The organism is Exiguobacterium flavidum (assembly GCF_003344535.1).
In the GTDB taxonomy this organism is placed as follows: domain Bacteria; phylum Bacillota; class Bacilli; order Exiguobacteriales; family Exiguobacteriaceae; genus Exiguobacterium_A; species Exiguobacterium_A flavidum.
The window spans coordinates 149,529-170,036 of record NZ_QPKS01000003.1; the positions used below are offsets into that span (position 1 = coordinate 149,529).

Below are 20,508 nucleotides of genomic sequence, written 5' to 3' on the forward strand. Positions count from 1 at the left end.
ATCATTGTTCCTCCAGTTGCTTTCGAATCACCTGTTCGCCGTATGCGAAATCAGGCGTGTTTCCAGTGAAGCGCGTGAACGCTTCGGCAGCTTGTCCGACGAACATCCCTACTCCGTCAAGCGTCGGCAACCCAAGACGGGCTGCTTCCTTGAGCAGGAGTGTCGGCGTCGGCCGATAGATGATGTCGCAGACAAGCGCAGTCGCCCCGTCAAGTACGAGCGGCGACTGCAGGGTGTTCGGACTCATCCCGACCGGAGTCGTGTTGATGATCGTATCGAACGATTTTAAGTCGACGGCGTCGAGCGGAAGTGCTTCGCAGTCGAATTCGGCAGCGAGACGCAACGCATGCTCATACGTTCTGTTCGCGACCGTCACTTTCGTCTTGAGTGCAGAAATGATGCCGCGAGCGGCACCGCCTGCTCCGATGATAAGGATGTCTTTAGAGACATGGCCTGTTCGCTCAAGCGATTTGACGAACCCTGTACCGTCCGTGTTCGCCCCTATTAGTTCATTCCCGATTCGGTAGACAGTATTCACTGCCCCCGCCCGGCTCGCACTTTCTTCGAGGCGATCGAGGTACGGGATGATTGCTTCCTTGTGCGGAATCGTCACGTTGAGACCATCGAGCTCTCCATCACGCAGTCGCCTGATGACCGTGTCCAGTCGTCCCGGCTCGACATCGAGCGCAGTATAACAGCCGAAAAGCCCAGCCGCTTCCAACCATGCCGAGTGCAGCATGGGTGAAAGCGAATGGGCAATCGGATGACCGATGACGGCAAGTCGCATCAGACGAGCGCCTCACGCAAGGAGACGGCTACGCCCTTTGGTGCATAGGCCGCGACACGACCGCCTTTTCCGTGAACCGCTACCCAGCCGAGTCCGCTGAAGACGATATCCGTCTTCATGTTTTCACGAATGCTGAACTCGTGACGAACGAGCGGAGGAAGGATTTCGAGCGTCTTCTCGTTTGGCGGTGAGAGCAGCTCACCGTTATGGTTCGCGTACAGATCATCTGCTTTATCGAGCTTCGTCCGGTGTACCTTCAGCTCATTCGACATGTAGACGACGAACGAGCGTTTGTTGCCTTCCAAGTAATCAAGACGCGCAAGACCGCCAAAGAAAAGTGTCTGTTGCGGATGGATCTGGAAGACTTGTGGCTTGATTTCTTTTTTCGGTGTGATGAGCTTGAGATCTCGCGCGTCTACGTAGTGAGCCATCTGGTGGTGATTGATGATTCCTGGCGTATCATACAGGTTGCAGTTGTCGTCGAGCGGGATGTCGATCAAGTCGAGCGTCGTCCCTGGGAAGTGACTGACGGTGATGACCGCCTCTTCCTCCTCACCGAAACGCTTGATGACCTGGTTGATCAACGTCGACTTTCCGACGTTCGTACAGCCGACGACATACACGTCGCGTCCTTTGCGATAGTAATCGATTTTCTCTGCGAGCTCGTCGACGCCATGCCCCTTCTTCGCACTGATCAGATGGACGTCGACCGGACGAAGACCAAGTTCCTTCGACGCTTGACGCATCCAGTTCATCAGACGATTCGGATTGAGCGATTTCGGTAACAGGTCAGCCTTGTTCCCGACGAGCAATACGTCGTTCTTCCCGACGAAACGGTGAAGACCAGGCAACCAGCTTCCATTGAAGTCGAAGATATCGACGATTTTGACGACGAGCGCATCCTTCTGCCCGATGCCGTCAAGAATCTTGACGAAGTCGTCATCAGTAAGGGCGACATCTTGGATTTGATTGTAATGCTTGAGTTTGAAGCAACGTTGGCAGATGATCATTTCCCGATCAAGTGCCGATTTAGGCGCATAACCTGGTGCTTTCGGATCCTCCGTTTGGATCTCGACACCACAGCCTGCGCAGTGGATTTCCTCATGGTTCATAAATGTTTGAGCCGCGTGAGGCTTCCCTCTTCTCCATTCTACGTAGCGCCCTGCACCCTACTCCCGGAGCGTAACTTCCGACCTGTGGCCGTACGATTTGCGACTGCTGCCTTCCCTTTCGTGTACCAGTATGACAGGGTCATTCCTTCTCTTGCTGCAAGGTCTGCCGCAGTTCCGTCGGATGCTTGAGGACGGAGGGTTCTTCGACGACCTTTTTCGTCAGCTTATAGATTCCTTTTTGTTTCATGCGATGGAACACCAAGCGTTCCATCATGCGATTGAAGCGGGTGACGACGCCATCTGTCTTGACGACCGGCTGAACATGGATGACTTCGATACCGACCGAGTTCGCCCCAAGTACGTCGGTGAACAATTGGTCCCCTAAAAAAACCACTTCCTTTGCATGATAGCCAAACTGCGTCAGTGCCCGTTTGAAGCCGATCGGAAGAGGTTTTCGCGCTGGCGCGATATAGTGAAGCCCGAGAGGTTCCGCGAATTTCCGCACACGATCCCCATTGTTATTCGAGACGATGATGACATCGAAACCGTATTGATTATTCACCATGTCGAGCCATGCGACCAAGTCATCCGGGGCATCGGCAATGTTCCATGCGACAAGCGTGTTATCGAGGTCCGTCAAAATCGCTTTGACGCCGTTTCGCTTCAACGCTTCAAGGTCGATATCATAGATCGATGCTACGAAATGTTTAGGATAAAGTCGTTTGAACAAGATAAAAACCTCCAGATCATGGTCTAGCTCTATAGTTAAGTTAAAGAAACAATTTTGTTCTTATCGTCCGATTATAGCATAAACGGATGGAGAGGGCGACGGCAGACGCAAGAAAACGGGGCGGAAGAAGTGCTTCCGTCCCGTTTTGTTTCAATGATAGTATCGAATCCACAAATACAGCTGCGACAATAACAGTGTCACGAGAGTGATCGGCGCACCGTAAATGAGGAAACGCATATAGTTGAAGCGCTCGCCCTGCCGTGTCGCGAGCCCTGCGACGATGACGTTCGCGGAAGCACCGATCAGCGTCCCGTTGCCCCCGAGGCAAGCCCCGAGCGACAGAGCCCACCAGAGCACCTGCACCTCGTCGCTGTCCGGAGCGAGACCGATTCCCGTCGAGACATCGTTGATCAACGGAATCATCGTCGCGACGAACGGGATGTTGTCGATCGTCGCCGATGCGATCCCGGATAGCCAGAGGACCGCCGTCGCCGTCGTTTCGATGTCGCCGCCTGTCAAATCGATCGTCTTCTCGGCGAGAAATTTGATGATTCCCACTTCCTGGATTCCACCGACGAGGATGAAAAGTCCACCGAAGAAGAAAATCGTCGTCCATTCGATTCGCGCGAAAACCTCTTCAAGCTGGTGGTCGTTCTCGATCGTGATGAGCATCAGCAGCGTCGCTCCGAGCACGGCAATCGTCGGCGCCTGCAGATGGATCCCGATTCGTTCAAGAATCGGATGGAGAACGAACAATAGAATCGTCCCGACCAAAACGATCGATGAACGCCGAACGAGCTTTCGGCTGACGATGTAGGATGATTCGTCGATCTCAAGCAACTTCTCCCGATGCTCCGGATGGACGTCGAGCGTCTTCCTGAATACGAAATAAAGGATGATGATGGTGACGATGGTGATGATGACGACGATCGGCGCCAAGTGGAACAGGAACGTGTTGAACGTCAGGTGCTCATTCGCGGCACCGATCATGATGTTCGGCGGATCACCGATCAGCGTCGCCGTTCCGCCGATGTTCGCGAACAGCACCTCAGCAAGCAGATACGGGAAGGCTGATACGTTCAGTACCTTCGTGATCGAGAACGTGATCGGCACGATCAGAAGGACCGTCGTCACGTTGTCGAGGAAGGCTGAACCGAATGCGGTCAACAGCGACAGCATGATCAAGATCTTGAGCGGGTCGCCGCCCGTCTTTTTGGCAGCTTTGATGGCGATGAATTCAAAGACGCCCGACTGATTGGCAATCGTGACGAGAATCATCATACCGATCAAGAGGACGATCGTCCCCCACTCGACATATTCGAACAATGCCGTCTCGACGTCCATCACACCGGCTGCGATCATCACGATCGCGCCAAGAAGCGCGACGATCGCCCTGCTCACCTTCTCGCTGACGATGAAGCCGTACGTGATCAAAAAGACGGCGAGCGCGAAATACACTTGTAAACTTTCCGTGAACGATGATTCCATGATCTCTCCTCCTAGAAACGTCGATGACGCCCGCGAAATCAATCGGAGGCGTCATCACTTCAACTATGCCAAGTCCCGAGCCGTTGTCCCATGCGGATCTTGCCCTTCGGTGCGTCTATCGAAAGAGCTCCCTTCGGAACACAGACCACGACGGTCGAACCGAATGAGAAGTAACCGAATGCCTCACCGCGGCCGACTTCGCGCTCTTCGTTCGTCCGGACGATCGTGTTGACGTTAAGTGCTCCGACCATCACGTGGGCATATTTGATCCCTTTCGAGCGCAGCGTCGTGATGAGCCGGTAGTTTCGAGTCAAGGGACGCAACCCATACTTCAAGCCGATCTCATTGACCGGCGCAGCGTCACGTCCGAGCGTGTAGCTCGAGAGCACCTCGCTGTCGAGCGGAACGTGCACGCGATGATAGTCCGTCGGGCTCAAATAGAAGATCATGACCTTGCCCCCGGCATATTGGCTCGCATCATGATGAGAACCGAGCAGCTCCGAAACCGTGTAGGACTGGCCTTTGACCACGAAGCGGCTGTCTTCCGTCAAGTCCTCGATCACCGAGAGTTCGCCGTCGCACGGACTGACGAACGCGCCTGATCCTTGAGCGACCGGACGTGCCCCTTCCTTCAGTTCACGGATGAAGAACTCGTGGAGACTCTTATAGGAAGAAAGCGGCAATGCCGCTTCTTCTGTATTGATTCCGTACAGCTTCGCAAATGACGGAATGAGCCGGCTGCTCGCGGACGAGGTCGCGAACTTTTTAAGCAGGTTCGCGACTGCCGGACGGCCGTTCAATTCGAATAAGGTCTTATAGAACGCACTGCGCATCATTTCAGATCACCCGACTTCTTTCCGTCCTCTCCTGCATCTTCGCCGGCGAAGAAGTCCTCATAGCTCGCTTCCGTCTGCTCACCGGCGATACGCTTCACTTCTTTTCCGTCCTTGTAATGGACGACTGTCGGCGTCCCCTCGATCTTGAACGTCTCCCAGGCAGACTGCTCGACGGCAAGGTCGATCTGATGGAACGGTACGTCCTGCTTCTCTCCGAGCGGGACGAGGTACGGCTTCACCTTCTCGCAGTGAACACATCCCGTCTGATAGAAGTACATGTAGAACTCATCGCCTGACGCAAGTTTTTCTGACACTTGCGAAGCTGTGAAATCGCCCTTTTTCGCCGCGTTCTGCTCACCATCCTGAAGCAGCAGCAAAGCTGCACCGATCAGGACGATGATCGCGATGATGCCGGCAGTGATCCAGTTCGCTTTCGACTGTGCCTTCTTTTTGACAGCAGCCTGTTTTTTCGTTTTCTTAGACATCTTCATCCCTCCAAAAATCTTCGTTCAATCAGCCAGTCGCCGTGCTCGAATACGATATTCCCGCCAACGACGACCATCTTGATGTCGAGCTGTTCATCGACGAGAAGGAAATCTGCGCGCTCGCCTTCAACGATACGCCCGCCACTTATCCCATACGCCTCCGCGACGTTGTCTGTCACGGTCTTGATCACTTCATCAAAATCGACACCCGCGTCAACGGCTGCCTTGACCGCCTTCCAAAGCGACGACGGTTTGCCTGTCGAGAGCCCCGTCAATCGGCCATCCGCATCGAAGGCCGGAAGACTTGCCCCGGCATCCGTCGACATCGTGATCTGCCCGATCGCAATCCCTTCGTCCAGCGCCCTTTTCAGCGCCTGTCCAGCTGGTATTTCTCCTTCTTCGATGAACTGAGGAATCGTGCACGTCGTGAAATCGATTCGTCCACCTTTTTGGGCCCAGGCGAGACCTGCCTCAAAAATGCGTTCGCTCCGATTGATATGGGTCGGCAGAAACTGTCCGACCGGTACGTCCGTCTCCTCGACGACCTGTTCGAGCAATGAAAGACGCCGCTTGCCGTCTCCGATGTGGACGTTCATCGCACCACTTATACCGGACAGCATACCGGCCACCCGCGCCTCGGAGGCGATGCGTGCGATTTCCCTGTCGGTCGGCTCGGTCGAGCGGTGGTCGTTGATCGCAATCTCGCCGACCCCGATCACTTCCGGTATCAAGACGATGTCCTTCGCTGTACTCCCCGTGATCGAAACTGGAGGCACGGCATAGCTGCCGGTCAGCATGAACGTCCGCATGCCGGTTTCCGTATACCCCCTCAAGTGGGCGAGAAGATCGATTCCTGTCCGCGTCAGACCGTCTGTCCCGAGCAGACCGACGACGGTCGTGATGCCTCCTTCAAGAAAGTCGAAGGCGTCGAGGGCAGGCGTACGTGTCGCAAATCCGCCTTCCCCTCCTCCGCCGATCGGATGGACGTGTCCGTCGATCAGCCCGGGTACGAGCCTAAGCCCCCTCCCGTCGATCGTCTTCATCCCGAAGGATTCTGGCGTCTCGAGATCGCCGATTCTCAAAATTTCTCCTCCGCCTGTCAGGAGGTCGACCCGCTTCCCATTGAGGACTGCTCCTTTGACGATGAACATCATGGTCCCTCCCGTCTTCATTTACACGTAAACGATAAAAGCGAGCATGCCGAAAATCAGCACCCCCGCTTCCCCTTATTCTGCTTTCGTGCCTTGGCCGAGGCCCATGTCTTCGTTCACTGCGTCGAGTGCGAAGACGACGAGTGCTGTGACGACAGACATCGCTGTCGCGAATCCGAAATCATACGCAACGGCGTCAACTGCTGATACGATGAACACAGCCGTGTTCACGAGCAAGAACGACCAGAAGAATGTTACGAGAAAACGCATCCTTCCCCCTCCATTTCCATACGTACTTAAAAATGTCCTACGTTTCGTAGTATATCATTTTTCAGATGTCGTCACAGCAATTCCGAATGTTTTTTCTCCATTTCCTCCTTGCCGCCACACGTCGTTCCGACACAAATTCGCCATTTTTTCGTTTGTTCTGCTACAGTAGATACTATACAGAACGGAGGGAACGATCATGCAACAACGTCATTTGATCGCCATCGATCTCGATGGCACGCTTTTACGGGACGACAAGACGATCAGCCAAAGGAACATCGATGCAATCGGACAGGCGCGCGAGAACGGCCATGAGGTCGTCATCGCGACCGGACGTCCCTTCCGCCACGCGAAGCTTTATTATGAGCAACTCGGTCTGACGACCCCGATCGTCAACTTCAACGGCGGACTCGTCCATCATCCGCTCGACCCGAGCTTCGAAGCGACCCATAACCCGATTCCGCTAAAAACCGTCCAGACGATCCTCGAGTCCGTCGCAGATACGAAAACTCAGAACATCGTCTGCGAAGTGACCGATCATGTCTATTTCCATAAGGATCCGGTAGGCATTTATGAATTCTACACTGACCGCGCCTTATCGGTCACGACCGGTGACCTTCGCAAACTGTTGCAGACGGAACCGACGTCATTGTTGATCCATGCCAAAGGTGAACACGTAAAGGAGATCCGGAAGGAATTGTCCGGTGTCCATGCGGAAACCGTATTGAACCGGCAGTGGGTCAAACCGGAATACATGGTCGAAGTCATGCGCAAAGGAACGAGCAAGGCTGAAGGACTGAAACGTGTCTCTGCTCATCTCGGCATCCCCCGTGAACGGATCATCGCGTTCGGAGACGAGGAGAACGATCTCGAGATGCTCGATTATGTCGGCCACGGCGTGGCGATGGATAACGCCATCCCGGCACTCAAGCAGCTCGCATCAGGCATCACGAAGTCGAATGAGGATGACGGCATCGCCTATTATCTGAAAAACGTACTCGGCATCATCCGCTGAGCAACAGGAGGTCATCATGTACCCTATTCGCAATCGCGCCTGTGCGCTGATCGTCGAGGACGAGAAGATCCTGCTCATCGAGATGATGAGTGAATACGGACTGCACTACAATTTACCTGCCGGCGGCGTCGAAGCCGGGGAGTCGATCGAAGAGGCTGTCGCCCGGGAAGCGTTTGAGGAGGCAGGGGTCGAAGTCGAAGTCGGACCGCTGGCTGCGCTGTATCAATACATGCCACACCTCAGCGATAATTACGCGAGCAAGACGCCGAGCATCAACTTCATTTTCCACTGCCACTTGAAGGAAGGCTCGATCGCCCGGATGCCTGCCATACCTGACGAACATCAGGTCGGTGTCCGCTGGGTCCCGCTCGATGAGCTGACCGATGTGCCGCTCCATCCACGAATCCAGCAGCAGCTGCTCGACGCCCTCGCGTCGGAACAGGTCAGCTGGACGAACGAGCACGACTTGCCGCCTTTTTAAGACATCAAAAAACGCATCGTCCCTGATTTCCGGGGACGATGCGTTTTCGTTTCAGCCTTTGCGGAAGTAACCGACGACTGAATCAGTCGGGACGACGTTGATGAAGACGGCTTCATCCGTATCCCGGCAGATCCGTTCGATTTCGCGCAGCTCGTGGCGTTCGATGACCATCATGAGCGTCGCCTTCTCGGCACGTGAATACGTTCCGATCGCAGGCATCTGCGTGATACCACGAATGATGTGCTGATGGAGAGCCTGTGTGATGTCGCCGGCGTGATTCGTGACGATGAAGATCGTCAGGCGCTGGTTGCTCGTATGGATCTCGTCGACGACCTTGGACGTGACATAGATGAAGACGATCGTATAGAGCGCAGTCGGCCAGCCGAACAATGCACCTGCGAGGATCGCGATCAGGAAATTGAGCACGAACAGGTAGACACCGACGCTGCGGTCAGAGAATCGGGCGAAGATGAGCGCGACGATGTCGAATCCACCGGTCGATGCACCGAACTTGATCGTGATGCCTGTCCCGACGGCAAGCAATACGCCTCCGAACACGGCATTCAGCGTCTGATCCTCATTGATGATCGCCACCTGCGGGATGAGACCGATGAAAATCGTCGTCGCAAGAACGGAAATGAGCGTGATGATCGTAAAGCTCCGTCCGAGCATGATCCACGCAAGGACGATCAACGGCAGGTTGAGCGCAAGGAACCAGACGTTCTCACCGAAAGCGAGGGCCGTACCGTCAAGCACCTTCGTTAAGATTTGGGCAAGACCCGTGAAACCGGTCGAGTAGACCCCGCTCGGAATCAAAAACCAGTTCATCGCGAGTGCGATGAGCACCCCGCCGATCGCCGCAACGACGACCTTCATAATATTTTCCTTCACTACCGATGTCACACGCGGTTCTCCTCTCGTACTTGAACTATATCTTGAAACACTTTAGCACAGGTTCCACAAGTAAAAAAGTAAAGAATTCGCGAAAAAGAGAAATCTTCTAATGATATCGCTTCCAAAGAGAAATCACGCTCCGAAGAAATCGGAACGTGATTGGAGATACACTTATACGATTTGAGTAGACGGAACGCTGACTTCCGCATCTGCCGGAATCTCGACCGTCTCATCGAACAAACGAAGGCTGAATGCTTCTCCTGAGAGTTGCTTGATGCGGACTTCGTTCTGCTTCACTTCGATCAGCAGATGGTGCCCGCGCCACTGCATGCGGAACGAGTAACCCGACCAGCCTTTCGGAAGCATCGGACGGAACACGAGTTCATCGTCAGTGACGCGCAGTCCTGCAAATCCGTGAACGATCGACATCCATGATCCGACCATCGACGTGATATGAAGTCCGTCTTCCGTGTCATTGTTATAGTTATCGAGGTCGAGACGTGCAGAACGCCGATAGAGTTCGACCGCCTTTTCCTCGTATCCGACCTCAGCCGCGATGATCGAGTAGATGCAAGGAGAAAGTGAAGACTCATGCACCGTACGCGGCTCGTAGAAATCGAAGTTCGCCTTCTTCTGTTCGAGCGAGAAGCGGTCCGTCAGGAAGTAGAGTCCTTGCAGGACGTCCGCCTGCTTGATGAAGACCGAACGCAGGATGCGGTCCCACGACCAGTTCTGGTTGAGCGGCAGATGGACCGGGTCAAGGTCTGCGACCATGATCTGTTCCTTATCCATGAAGCCGTCCTGCTGCATGAAGACATTTGGAGCCGTCTCGTCCTTCGGATAGTACATCTTCGCGTCAATGTCTGCCCACTTCGCAAGCTCTTCTTCCGACAGTGCGAGCTGATGCATAAGTTCCTCAAGACGCTTCGGTTCTGCTTCTGCAAGATAGCGGTGAACCGTCTGCGCGTATTCGAGACACCATGCAGCGATCAAGTTCGTGTACCAGTTGTTGTTGACGTTGTTCTCATATTCGTTCGGTCCTGTGACGCCGAGGATCATGTAGACATCCTTATGCGGGACGTAGTTGACACGGCTCGCCCAGTAGCGCGCGATTTCGACGAGCACTTCGAAACCGTATTGTCCGAGGTAGGTCTTGTCCCCCGTGTAGTTCGTGTAGTTATAGATCGCATGGGCGATCGCGCCGTTCCTGTGGATCTCCTCGTGCGTGATTTCCCACTCGTTATGGCATTCCTCGCCGTTCATCGTCACCATCGGGTAGAGGGCACCCTTCATGCCGACGTTCTTTTCCGCATTCTCTTTGGCCTGCGGCAGCTGGTTGTGACGGTACTTCAGCAAGTTCCACGCGACTTCCGGCTTCGACGTCGCGAGGTAGAAGTTCAAACAGTATGCTTCCGTATCCCAATACGTCGCACCGCCGTACTTCTCGCCTGTGAACCCTTTCGGTCCGATGTTCAGACGTGAGTCTTCCCCTGTGTACGTCTGGAACATGTGGAAGATGTTGAACCGGATGCCTTGCTGCGCCTCGACGTCACCTTCAATCTTGACGTCTGCCTCTTCCCAGTGCTTCAGCCATGCTGCTGTATGTTCTTCAAGCAGGGTATCATATCCCTTATCGAAAGCCGCGTTGACTTTTTTCATCCCTTCGGCTAGCAGGTCTTCGACTGCATAATCACGGTTGGTGACGAGCGACACGAGTTTCTCTGCGACTGCACTCTCTCCAGCTGAGACCCGCTTCGAGAACCGGTTCGCGACGTACTGATTCGTACCTTCGAGCACTTCGCAACGCGCACCTTCTACATCCGTGATCATCGAAGCCGTCACGTGCCAGTCAAGCTTTTTCGTCTTCGACGTCACATACCCGAAACGTTCTTCGATTCCATGCTCGACCGGAAGCCAGAACTTCTCGTCATAGTTCGAGTCCTCGTTCTCGACATCCGCGTCAAGGTACGATTCGATGACGATATCTGCCTCGAAGTTGACCGGGGTCACCGTATAGCGGAGCGCCGCGATCTCCTTGTCGACGATCGAGAAGAAACGCTTCGATTCGACCTTCGTCTCCTCTTCCCCGTTCTTGAGAAGGAACGTACGAGTCAGCACGCCATGCTGCATATCGAGCTCGCGGACGAAGTCGACTACTTGCCATTCGTTCAAATCGACGTTTTTTCCATTGATCGACACACGGAGTCCCATGATGTTGACTGCGTTCAATACTTTAGCGAAGTATTCCGGGTACCCGTTCTTCCACCAGCCGACGCGCGTCTTATCCGGGTAATAGACGCCTGCTACGTACATGCCCTGGTGAGAGTCTCCAGAATAATCCTCTTCGAAGTTCCCCCGCATGCCCATGTGTCCGTTCCCGATCGACGTCATCGATTCGGCCAAGCGGTTGTCTTCAGGATGGAAGCCATTTTCGGTGATTTTCCATTCGTTTACATCAAATAATCGTTTCATCTCAAGTCGCTCCTTCGTCCGATGTATGGCCCTTGAAACGAGCCTTTTGTAAGCGTTTTTATTTCTTTCTACATTATATATTCTACACATATTCAGAAGTGATGCAACCGTTTGCACTAAAATAAATTTCTTTTTTCGAAAACGCTTCCTCAACCTTGCGAAAGTTCTGTTCCGAGGCTGTCGGCACGGATCAAGACCCCTTAAATCAGTAAAAAAAAGATCGTTGCTTTCAATCCAGAATGCAACGATCTTTTTCGATTTTCCTAGTCTGATCACAGACGGTCATTTCGCTTTCTTTCCACTCCCGCCGCATGATTGACGGACGACGAGGTAATGAGGGACGATGACACGCTTCCCGTAAGGAGGCGTCTCTTCGTTCATCTGCTCGATCAGACAATTCGTCGCTTCGAAACCGAGACCGAAGATGTTGATTTCGACCGAGGTCAGAGGAGGACTTGAGAATTCAGCGATGAACAGGTTGTTGAAGCTGACGACCGACATCTCGTCCGGGACGCTGATCCCCATCTCGTTGAGCGTACTCATCACGCCGAGTGCCATCATGTCATCGCTGACGACGATGGCTGTCGGCGGGTGTTCAAGAGACATGAGACGCTTGACTGCGTCAGCCCCTCCTGTCGTCATGAAGGGCGCGCTTGTGATGTAGTCTTCATTGATCGGAATCCCCGCCTCCATCAATGCGGTCTTGTAGCCTCCTACCCGCTCCTGCGTCACCGCGAGATCCTGCGATCCACCGACGAAGGCGATACATTCGTGTCCAAGTTCATGAAGATATTTCGTCACTTCCCGACCTGCCAAGTAATTGTCAGTATCGACATAGGTGACTTGTGAGGAATCGCTGAAAGGCTTTCCGACGACGACGAACGGAAACTTCGATTCTTGGAGGAAGCGGACGACCGGATCATCCGTCCGGGAATAGAGTACGACGACGCCATCGACGCGACGTCCCTGCACCATCGAGATGACTCCTTCGTATACCTCATCCTCTGTCACGCCTGTCGTCATGTAGAGTGAATACCCGTTTTGGTGTGCCTTCGTGCTGATACCCCGTATCACTTCAGAAAAGAACGGATTTTGCAGCGTCTTCGTCGCCGCACTCGGCATGACGAGACCGATTGCTTGCGTCGAACGGTTGGCAAGGCTTCTGGCGTGGACGTTCGGATAATATCCGAGATCTTCCATCGCCTGCTTGACACGCTCCTTCGTTTTCTGACTGATGCGCGGACTGTTCGCGATGACACGCGAAACAGTCGATGGCGCGACGTTCGCTTGTTTCGCGACATCCTTGATCGTAACTTGCATCCCCTTCACCTCTTTATCTTTGTAGGAGCTTTTAGTTGCCCATTTCACGTGCTTTCTTGCGACGGTGCCACATCAGGATCATGAAGGCTCCGATTGGCGCGATCGAACCGATTGCGACCGCGAGAAGAGGATTGACTTTAGAATTCTCGACAACATAGCTGTTTGCGCTCGTTCCGTCCAGCGTGATTTCGTAGCTGTCACCATCCTGACGCACGAGATCCGAGAACAATAATCCTCTCAGGCTGCGCTCGTCTCCGATTTCGCTCGCCCCGACGCGTAGCGTCGTCTTCTTCTCCCCGAGATTGATCGCATAGACGACCGGCGTCTCGCCTTTTGCGGTCCGCTTATAGACGGCCATGTGATCCGTCGAGGCGATCAGTTCCTGTTTCCCCTCGACGAAAGCAGGATACTTCTCCCGCATGTCGTTCAACGTGCGGATATATTTCTGCATATCCGGATTCTTCTTGAACTCCATCATCATCCGGTTACCTGGATCCTCTCCGCCACGCATCGCCACTTCCGTCCCCTGATAGACGATCGGCATACCGGGAGCCGCGTAGAGTGCGAACAAAGCAAGACGGAGCTGACGTTCCGGTGTCTTCGCTCCGTTCATCTGCGCTTCCGTGATGAATCGTTTCACGTCGTGATTATCGATGAAGTTGCTGAGCTTGAATGGGTCTTCATTGAATGCGACGTCGCGCGCATGGACCGCTTCAAGTTCTTCTGCCGATCCATTCTTTCGCGCGAACTGTTCCTTGATACCGTAATAGAACGGGAAGTTCGTCACCGAATCGAAGCCGAGCTCGGAATACGAGGCGATCTTTCGCGGATCCCCGTCGAACACTTCAGCGAGCAGGAACAGATCTTCCTTCTCCTTTTTGACCTCCGGTATGAACTTCTCCCAGAACTCGGCCGGAACGTGACGGACCGTATCGAGCCGATAGCCGTCAATGCCTGTTTCTTTCACCCAATAAGTCGCTACATCTACCAAATAGTTTACCACTTCCGGTTTCTCCGTGTTGAAGTCCGGCAAGTCAAAAAGCCAGTTTTGTTCCACTTCCTTCGGATCATTCCAGTTCATGATCGTCTCTTCCGGGTGGAACCAGTCCGGCTTTTCCTTCACCCACGGATGCTTCGGTCCGACGTGGTTGACGACGAGGTCGAGCACGACCTTGATGTCCCGCTCATGCGCTTCCTTGACGAGGGCCTTGAACTCCTCCTTCGTCCCGAAGTGCGGATCGATTTCATAGAAGTCCTCGGTCCAGTAGCCGTGATATCCGTTCGGCATGTTCTTGAAGATCGGTGTCAACCAGATTGCCGTGAAGCCCTGTTTCTCGATGTAGTCGAGCCGCTTGCGAATCCCGGCGATGTCACCGCCATGATAAGCTTTTGGGTCTTCGATGTTTTTATCCATGTCATTCGTCGGGTCCCCGTTCTCGAACCGATCGACCATGATGAAGTACATTCTTTCGTCCGTCCAACTTGCCGCATCTGCCGTATCCGGGAACATTCCCGAAAACAGGAGAAGCGGCAAGAGGAGAAGCATCACGCCTCGTCTCATGCCGCCAATTCCTCCCTTTTCCATTATCCTTTCGTACCGCCTGCAGTCAGTCCAGAAACGAAGTAACGCTGGAACATGAAGAACAAGAGGACGATTGGTACTGCCGATAGCACGGCACCTGCCGCGAACAGCGTGAAGTTATTATCGAATTGCTCAGAAACCATGTTGTAGAGCCCGACCGCGAGCGTCTGCTTCTCCGGTGAACGGAGGACGAGCGATGCGAGGATGAAGTCGTTGAATGGCGCCATGAAGTTGAACAGGGCGATGACGGCGACCATCGGCTTCGCGAGCGGCAAAATGATCTGCCAGAAGATTCGAAGGTGCCCCGCTCCGTCCATCCGGGCGGCTTCATCGAGCTCTTTCGGGATCGTATCGAAATAACCTTTCGCGAGATACGTGTTCATTGGAATCGCTCCGCCTGCATAGAGCAGAATCAAGGCGAGATGCGTATCGAACAGGTCGAGCATGTTCAGCAGGACATAGATCGCGATGATCGCGACGAACTGCGGCACCATTTGCAGGACGAGGAACAGGATGAGCGAGTTCTTTCGTCCGACGAAGCGGTAGCGGGAGAAGATGTAGCCCGTCAGCGTGATGAGCGCGACTGAGACGACCATCGTGATGATGGCGATCTTGAGCGTGTTCATGTACCAGAGGCTGTAGTCGGTCTTCGACGGGTCGAACAGGTCGAAGTAGTGGCTGAGTGTCGGATTGCTCGGAATCATGTCCGATGTGATGCTTTTCCCAGGGTTGAGCGACGTGCCGACAACCCAGAGAAGCGGATACAGGATGACGATGGACGCAATCGTCAAAATGAGATACGAGAGCGCCATGTTGATGCGATTTTGTTTTCTCATATTAGATCATATCCTCGTCTTTGAAAGATTTCGAGCGGCGGAACTGAACGACCGCGAGCGTCATGATGAAGAAGGACAGTACGAGCGTGATCGCAGCGGCGAACGCGTATTGCGGGTTCGAACCGAGCGACAGCTTGTAGATCCAAGAGATCAGGATATCCGTACCTCCGGCAGATTGTGCCGGTACGGCCGGTCCACCATTATTGAACAGATAGATGATATTGAAGTTGTTGAAGTTGAACGTATACTGCGTAATCAGAATCGGAGCAGTAGCGAACAGGATCATCGGGAGCGTGATCAGGCGGAACTTCTCGCCCGCTGTAGCTCCGTCGATCGTCGCAGCTTCGTAGAGATCTTCAGGAATCGACTGCAGGATCCCTGTCGTCATCGTCATGATGTACGGGAATCCGAGCCACCACTGGATGCCAATCAACGCGAGTCGCGTATAGGTCGGATCCGTCATCCACTCGAACCCTTGGTCAAGACCGAGTGCCGGCAGGAGTGTCGTATTGAACACACCGAACGATTCGTTGAACATCGAACGGAAGATCAAAATCGTGATGAATGCAGGTACTGCCCAAGACAAGATCAATATCGAACGGAAGATACGCTTTCCGCGCAATCCTTTTTGGTTCAAGATGACCGCAAGACCGATACCGATCGCGATGACACCTGTCGTCGATGCGATCGTCCAGACGAGAGTCCAAACGAGTACGGCGAAGAAAGTGTCACGGAAAATATCGACTTGGAAGATGTTCAAGAAGTTTTGGATGCCAATCCATTCGACAAGCTTCGCAGGTGGCGAGTTGTTGAACTTATAGTTCGTGAAAGCGATCAAGAACGTGAAGATAAGTGGCAAAATGACAGTGAAGACAGCAAGCACCATCGCAGGCACGAGCATCGCATAAGGAAAACCGTTGTCCTTGAAGTTACGAAGCTGCATCTTTAGTGACGGTACATCGAGCTGCATGTCACGAAGCTTACCGACGCGATACGCATCGATAAAGTTCCAGACGTAAATGGCGATACCGAAGAATAACAAAATCAGGGCAATGATGCCTTCGACCATCAGGAAGATCGAATGGTCCCCTCTTACGCCTGGCACTTCACCGAGTGTAATGAGTCCCCAAATGCCGCCGCGGTCTCCTGGACCTGCGCCTGCGCCTTTGAAGAATAGATCATAGTTCACAAGAAAATAAGAAACTACAACGACAAAAAAGGTCGCCCCTTTAAGAAACTGCTTGTTGTAGAATTGGCCGAGTCCCGGGAGGATCGACAGAAGCGCCGCTCTTGTGCGGTGGTTCGTCTGTTTCTCCGGCTTCGGATCATGCATGTTGTTGATTGCAGCCATCGTCCGTTCTCCTTTCCAAAGGTCATGTCTGACCTCAGGCTTCTCTTCCATCCATAAAAGATGAGGGGGAATCGGGAATCCGATCCCCCTCTCTTCAATTCTTTAGGCCACTTGAAAAGACCTTCTCTTATTGATTGTTAGCTTCGATTTGTTGCTTGATTTGCTTGACAGCGTCGTCAGCTGATTTTTGGCCATCTTGTTTGCCAGTAGCGACGAGCTGGAGTGCTGCTGCCATAGGCTCCCAAACTTGACCCATCTCAGCGATGTTCGGCATTGGCACGCCGTTTTTCGCTTGTGCGAATACTGCTGCTGCGACTTCGTTGTCTTTGATCGCTGCTTCTTCTTGAAGAGCAGTGACAGGTGGGATCTCGTTGTACTTCTCGAACATCGCTTGTGCGTTTTCAGCGTTCGTAAGTGTCGCGAGGAACTTCTCAGCCCACTCTTGGTTTTCAGAGAATGCAGATACAGCATAAGTTTTAACACCTACGAACGTTTTGATCGGCTCGCCGTTTGGAAGTGTCGGAAGTGCTGCTGCTCCGAGGTTGATTCCTTTTTCCTTGTAGCCTGCGACAGCCCAAGGACCGTTCATGACAGAAGCTGCCTTCTTCTCTCCGAAGAGCTGATCCATCGCTTGACCGCCGCCGCCGCCGATGAGACCTTTCGGGAAGAGACCTTCTTTGTACCATTTGCCGATGTAGTCGAAGCCTTCGACAGCGCCTTCGTTGTTGAGGCCGATATCAGAAGGATCGAGTTTGCCGCCGTTGTCTTTGAAGACGTAGCCGCCGTATCCAGCGATCGGACCGTGTGCGAAGTAGAAGTTATCCCAAAGTGCGAGGAAACCATATTTGCTGTCTTTTTTGAGGTCTGTAGACAATTTATAGAGATCATCCATAGAAGCAGGAGCTTCTTTGAGCATGTCTTTGTTGAAGAGGAGAACCGGTGTCTCTACCGCTTTCGGGTAGCCGTATACTTTTCCGTCGAACGTCACAGCTGACTTCGCCGTATCGATGAACGGCTCGAGTGCTTTCTCGCCCTCTTTGAGTTCAGCGATGAGACCTTGATCGACGACAGTACCGATTTGGTCATGTGGGAGAAGCATGATGTCAGGACCTTTACCAGCCGGACCGTCGAGTGCTACTTTTTTCTGTTGGTCAGTCATTTTGACTTCTTTGACTTCGACCTTCACGCCTTCTTTTTCTTCGAAAGCCTTCGCTACTGCTTTAGTAGTCTCAGCTTTTTCAGTATCTTCCCAGATGACGATTTTCTCCGGTTTGTCTGAACCCTTTTCCGATGTCTTCGATGAAGAATCAGAGTCCGTTCCACCGCCACATGCTGCAAGAGCACCGATAGCCATTACAGATACAGAAAGACCAGCTACAAACTTTTTCATTTCCATGATTGAAAGAACCTCCCCAATTTGGCTTGCAATGATATGAAACAATGCCTATCGTTTGCATAACCCGAAAACGTTTTGCTGACCGGATGATCCGCGATTTTGTAAGCGGTTTATGAAAACGTTTGCATCACCTTTACATTTTTATTATACAATCTAAAATCCTTTTGACAAGTAGTTTTGTACAATTATTTTCCTAGATTTCAAAAAGGCATCACTCCTCGCTTTGGCTAAGGAATTTCTTCGACTAATAAAATCTTCTACAAAAAGAAAACGGTTACATTCTATTTAGTTGCACAAAAGGGCGCAATCGATTGCACAATCAACTGTTCTTACATCCTTAATCCGTATTTTCCATCGGGTGCACATTGACTTTAAGAAAGCGCTTCACTATTCTTATGTCGAGGATGCTTATACATAAGCGCAATCGATTGCATATTGAGGAGTGAAAGGAATGTTCAGAGAAGCAGTATTCCACAGGGCGATGTCCCCTTTCGTCTATAAATATGACGAAAAGACGATTCATATTCGTCTCCAGACTAAAAAAGGCGACATTGATGAGGCAATCTTGATTTGGGGCGATCCGTATGACTGGCATACGGAGCATCCAGACGACAATGACTGGAACTTCGATCCTACCAAATCAAACTATTGGAACACGCGCGAGACACCGATGGCACGAAGCGGTTCTGATGATCTATATGATTACTGGTTCATCGCGGTCGAGCCCCCGTATCGCCGCCTTCGCTACGGTTTTAAGCTCAGTGACGGAAACGAGACGCTCGTCTATACGGAACGTGGCTGGTTCGAGACGAAACCGCTTGACGACACAGGTTACTATTTCTGTGTCCCCTTCCTGAACAAGGTCGACGTCTTCAAAGCGCCTGACTGGGTCAAGGATACGGTTTGGTATCAGATCTTCCCGGATCGTTTTGCGAACGGTGATCCTGCCAATGATCCTGAAGGAACTCTTCCATGGAACAGCGCCCCCCCTACGACGACTAATCTGTTCGGCGGTGACTTCCAAGGAGTGATCGACCAAGTCGACTACCTCGTCGAACTTGGAATCACCGGTATCTACTTCTGTCCAATTTTCGAAGCAAAATCGAATCACAAGTATGACACGATCGATTATCTTGAAATCGATCCCCAGTTCGGGACAAAGGAAAAATTCAAGGAAATGGTCGATATCCTCCATGCGAACGGCATTCGTGTCATGCTTGATGCAGTATTCAATCATGCAGGATTCCACCACAAGGCGTTCGTCGATGTCCGTGAGAACGGTGATGCGTCCGTCTACCGCGACTGGTTCCACCTCCGGGACTTCCCGCTCGTGACGGAACCGATGCCGAACTATGACACGTTCGCCTTCGTACCGGAGATGCCGAAGTTCAACACCGAGCATCCTGAAGTGAAGGCTTATCTCCTGCACGTCGCAAAGTATTGGGTCGAGGAATTCGGCATAGACGGCTGGCGTCTCGATGTCGCGAACGAGGTCGACCACGCATTCTGGCGGGAATTCCGTTCCGTCGTCAAGGAAGCGAATCCGGAAGCCTATATTCTCGGGGAAATTTGGCACGATGCTCAAGACTGGCTGACGGGAGACCAATTCGATGCGGTCATGAACTACCCATTCACCAGTGCTGCGCTCAACTACTTCGCCCTCGACAAGACGCGTGCCGTCTCTTACGCGAACGAGATGTCGCACGTCCTGTTCTCGAACACGGAAAACGTCAATGAGGTAACGTTCAACCTGATCGGTTCACACGATACACCACGAGCATTGACGCGCGCAGGCAACAACAAGAACAAGATGCGCCTGCTTCTCCTATCATTACTGACCTTCTCCGGCAGTCCGGTCATCTATTACGGCGATGAAATAGGACTTGATGGTGAACAAGACCCGGGGTGCCGCAAGTGCATGCCATGGGAGACAGAACTGCAAGACCGTTCACTCTTCCGATATACCCAGCATCTGCTTTTACTCAGAAAAGAACACCGGACACTCGCAAACCTCGGATTGACGTCATTCGTCCACGCGGATGATGAGACGAACACGGTCGTCATGAAACGTGTCAGCCATGAAGGCACTTATTTCGTCTATTTCAATAACTCGAACAAGGAAGTGACGATTCCGGCACCCGTGGATGGCCATGGAATGGATCTCTTCTCGAACACCCTTCGCCAAACACTCGAAGTGACGCTTCCTGCCTTCACGGGGACCATCGTCCAGTTGATGCGCTAAACAATTACACACTGCCCTGATCGTGCCCATTATCGAAGCGCGGACAGGGCAGTGTTTTTTTAT

General features: G+C 52.8%; 18 protein-coding genes. 3 read left to right on the forward strand and 15 right to left on the reverse strand.

The features are described from left to right. Position 1 precedes the first annotated feature (1 nt). The 8 genes from aroE to DFG60_RS04090 form a co-directional block, all read right to left on the reverse strand. Positions 2-787 carry a shikimate dehydrogenase gene (gene aroE, locus DFG60_RS04055; protein WP_114570462.1) on the reverse strand — a complete coding sequence of 262 codons (786 nt, stop codon included), beginning with the start codon at positions 785-787 and terminating at the stop codon, positions 2-4. Then, entirely contained in the window at positions 787-1,899 is a 1,113-nt protein-coding gene (gene yqeH / locus DFG60_RS04060) for a ribosome biogenesis GTPase YqeH (protein ID WP_114570463.1), read from the reverse strand. The genes aroE and yqeH overlap by 1 nt, the downstream gene beginning before the upstream one ends. Before the next feature lie 139 nt (positions 1,900-2,038). Continuing rightward, complete coding sequence (locus tag DFG60_RS04065) at positions 2,039-2,629, reverse strand: YqeG family HAD IIIA-type phosphatase (RefSeq protein WP_114570464.1); 591 nt, start codon at positions 2,627-2,629, stop codon at positions 2,039-2,041. 150 nt (positions 2,630-2,779) lie between these two features. Further along, the gene (locus tag DFG60_RS04070; protein ID WP_114570465.1) at positions 2,780-4,117 is read right to left on the reverse strand and encodes an ArsB/NhaD family transporter; all 1,338 of its coding nucleotides are present in this window, start codon (positions 4,115-4,117) and stop codon (positions 2,780-2,782) included. Positions 4,118-4,176: 59 nt separating this feature from the next. Beyond that, positions 4,177-4,953: a phosphatidylserine decarboxylase gene (locus tag DFG60_RS04075; protein WP_114570466.1), complete on the reverse strand. Its 777-nt coding sequence runs from the start codon at positions 4,951-4,953 to the stop codon at positions 4,177-4,179. Further along, positions 4,950-5,438, reverse strand: coding sequence for a thioredoxin family protein (locus DFG60_RS04080; RefSeq protein ID WP_114570467.1), 489 nt, complete (start codon positions 5,436-5,438; stop codon positions 4,950-4,952). Before DFG60_RS04080 ends, DFG60_RS04075 begins: the two co-directional genes overlap by 4 nt. A 2-nt stretch (positions 5,439-5,440) precedes the next feature. Then, a complete protein-coding gene (gene iadA / locus DFG60_RS04085; protein ID WP_114570468.1) occupies positions 5,441-6,589 on the reverse strand; it encodes a beta-aspartyl-peptidase in 1,149 nt (382 codons plus the stop codon). Between the two features lie 75 nt (positions 6,590-6,664). Further along, complete coding sequence (locus DFG60_RS04090) at positions 6,665-6,859, reverse strand: YjzD family protein (protein ID WP_114570469.1); 195 nt, start codon at positions 6,857-6,859, stop codon at positions 6,665-6,667. A gap of 196 nt (positions 6,860-7,055) precedes the next feature. Here DFG60_RS04090 and DFG60_RS04095 point away from each other — a divergent pair, with 196 nt between their 5' ends. After that, positions 7,056-7,871, forward strand: a complete 816-nt coding sequence (locus tag DFG60_RS04095) for a Cof-type HAD-IIB family hydrolase (protein ID WP_114570470.1) — start codon at positions 7,056-7,058, stop codon at positions 7,869-7,871. A 16-nt stretch (positions 7,872-7,887) separates the two neighbouring features. Further along, positions 7,888-8,352 (forward strand): NUDIX domain-containing protein, encoded by a 465-nt coding sequence (locus DFG60_RS04100; protein WP_232818614.1) that lies wholly within the window; start codon positions 7,888-7,890, stop codon positions 8,350-8,352. 51 nt (positions 8,353-8,403) lie between these two features. Here the strand turns inward: DFG60_RS04100 and DFG60_RS04105 are convergent, their stop codons facing one another. From DFG60_RS04105 to DFG60_RS04135, 7 genes are all read right to left on the reverse strand, one after another. Continuing rightward, positions 8,404-9,255, reverse strand: a complete 852-nt coding sequence (locus DFG60_RS04105; protein WP_114570472.1) for a YitT family protein — start codon at positions 9,253-9,255, stop codon at positions 8,404-8,406. 162 nt (positions 9,256-9,417) lie between these two features. Further along, positions 9,418-11,718 carry a glycoside hydrolase family 65 protein gene (locus tag DFG60_RS04110; RefSeq protein ID WP_114570473.1) on the reverse strand — a complete coding sequence of 767 codons (2,301 nt, stop codon included), beginning with the start codon at positions 11,716-11,718 and terminating at the stop codon, positions 9,418-9,420. Positions 11,719-12,000: 282 nt separating this feature from the next. Continuing rightward, the gene (locus DFG60_RS04115) at positions 12,001-13,038 is read right to left on the reverse strand and encodes a LacI family DNA-binding transcriptional regulator (protein ID WP_114570474.1); all 1,038 of its coding nucleotides are present in this window, start codon (positions 13,036-13,038) and stop codon (positions 12,001-12,003) included. A 31-nt stretch (positions 13,039-13,069) separates the two neighbouring features. Further along, positions 13,070-14,599: an alpha-amylase family glycosyl hydrolase gene (locus DFG60_RS04120; protein ID WP_114570475.1), complete on the reverse strand. Its 1,530-nt coding sequence runs from the start codon at positions 14,597-14,599 to the stop codon at positions 13,070-13,072. Positions 14,600-14,622: 23 nt separating this feature from the next. After that, positions 14,623-15,456 carry a sugar ABC transporter permease gene (locus DFG60_RS04125; RefSeq protein ID WP_114570476.1) on the reverse strand — a complete coding sequence of 278 codons (834 nt, stop codon included), beginning with the start codon at positions 15,454-15,456 and terminating at the stop codon, positions 14,623-14,625. Position 15,457: 1 nt separating this feature from the next. Then, on the reverse strand, positions 15,458-16,807 hold the full coding sequence (locus tag DFG60_RS04130; RefSeq protein ID WP_114570564.1) for a sugar ABC transporter permease: 1,350 nt from the start codon (positions 16,805-16,807) through the stop codon (positions 15,458-15,460). A 127-nt stretch (positions 16,808-16,934) separates the two neighbouring features. Then, entirely contained in the window at positions 16,935-18,197 is a 1,263-nt protein-coding gene (locus tag DFG60_RS04135; RefSeq protein WP_198661545.1) for an extracellular solute-binding protein, read from the reverse strand. Between the two features lie 457 nt (positions 18,198-18,654). Here DFG60_RS04135 and DFG60_RS04140 point away from each other — a divergent pair, with 457 nt between their 5' ends. Beyond that, positions 18,655-20,445 carry a glycoside hydrolase family 13 protein gene (locus DFG60_RS04140; RefSeq protein WP_114570478.1) on the forward strand — a complete coding sequence of 597 codons (1,791 nt, stop codon included), beginning with the start codon at positions 18,655-18,657 and terminating at the stop codon, positions 20,443-20,445. The last annotated feature ends 63 nt before the right edge of the window (positions 20,446-20,508 follow it).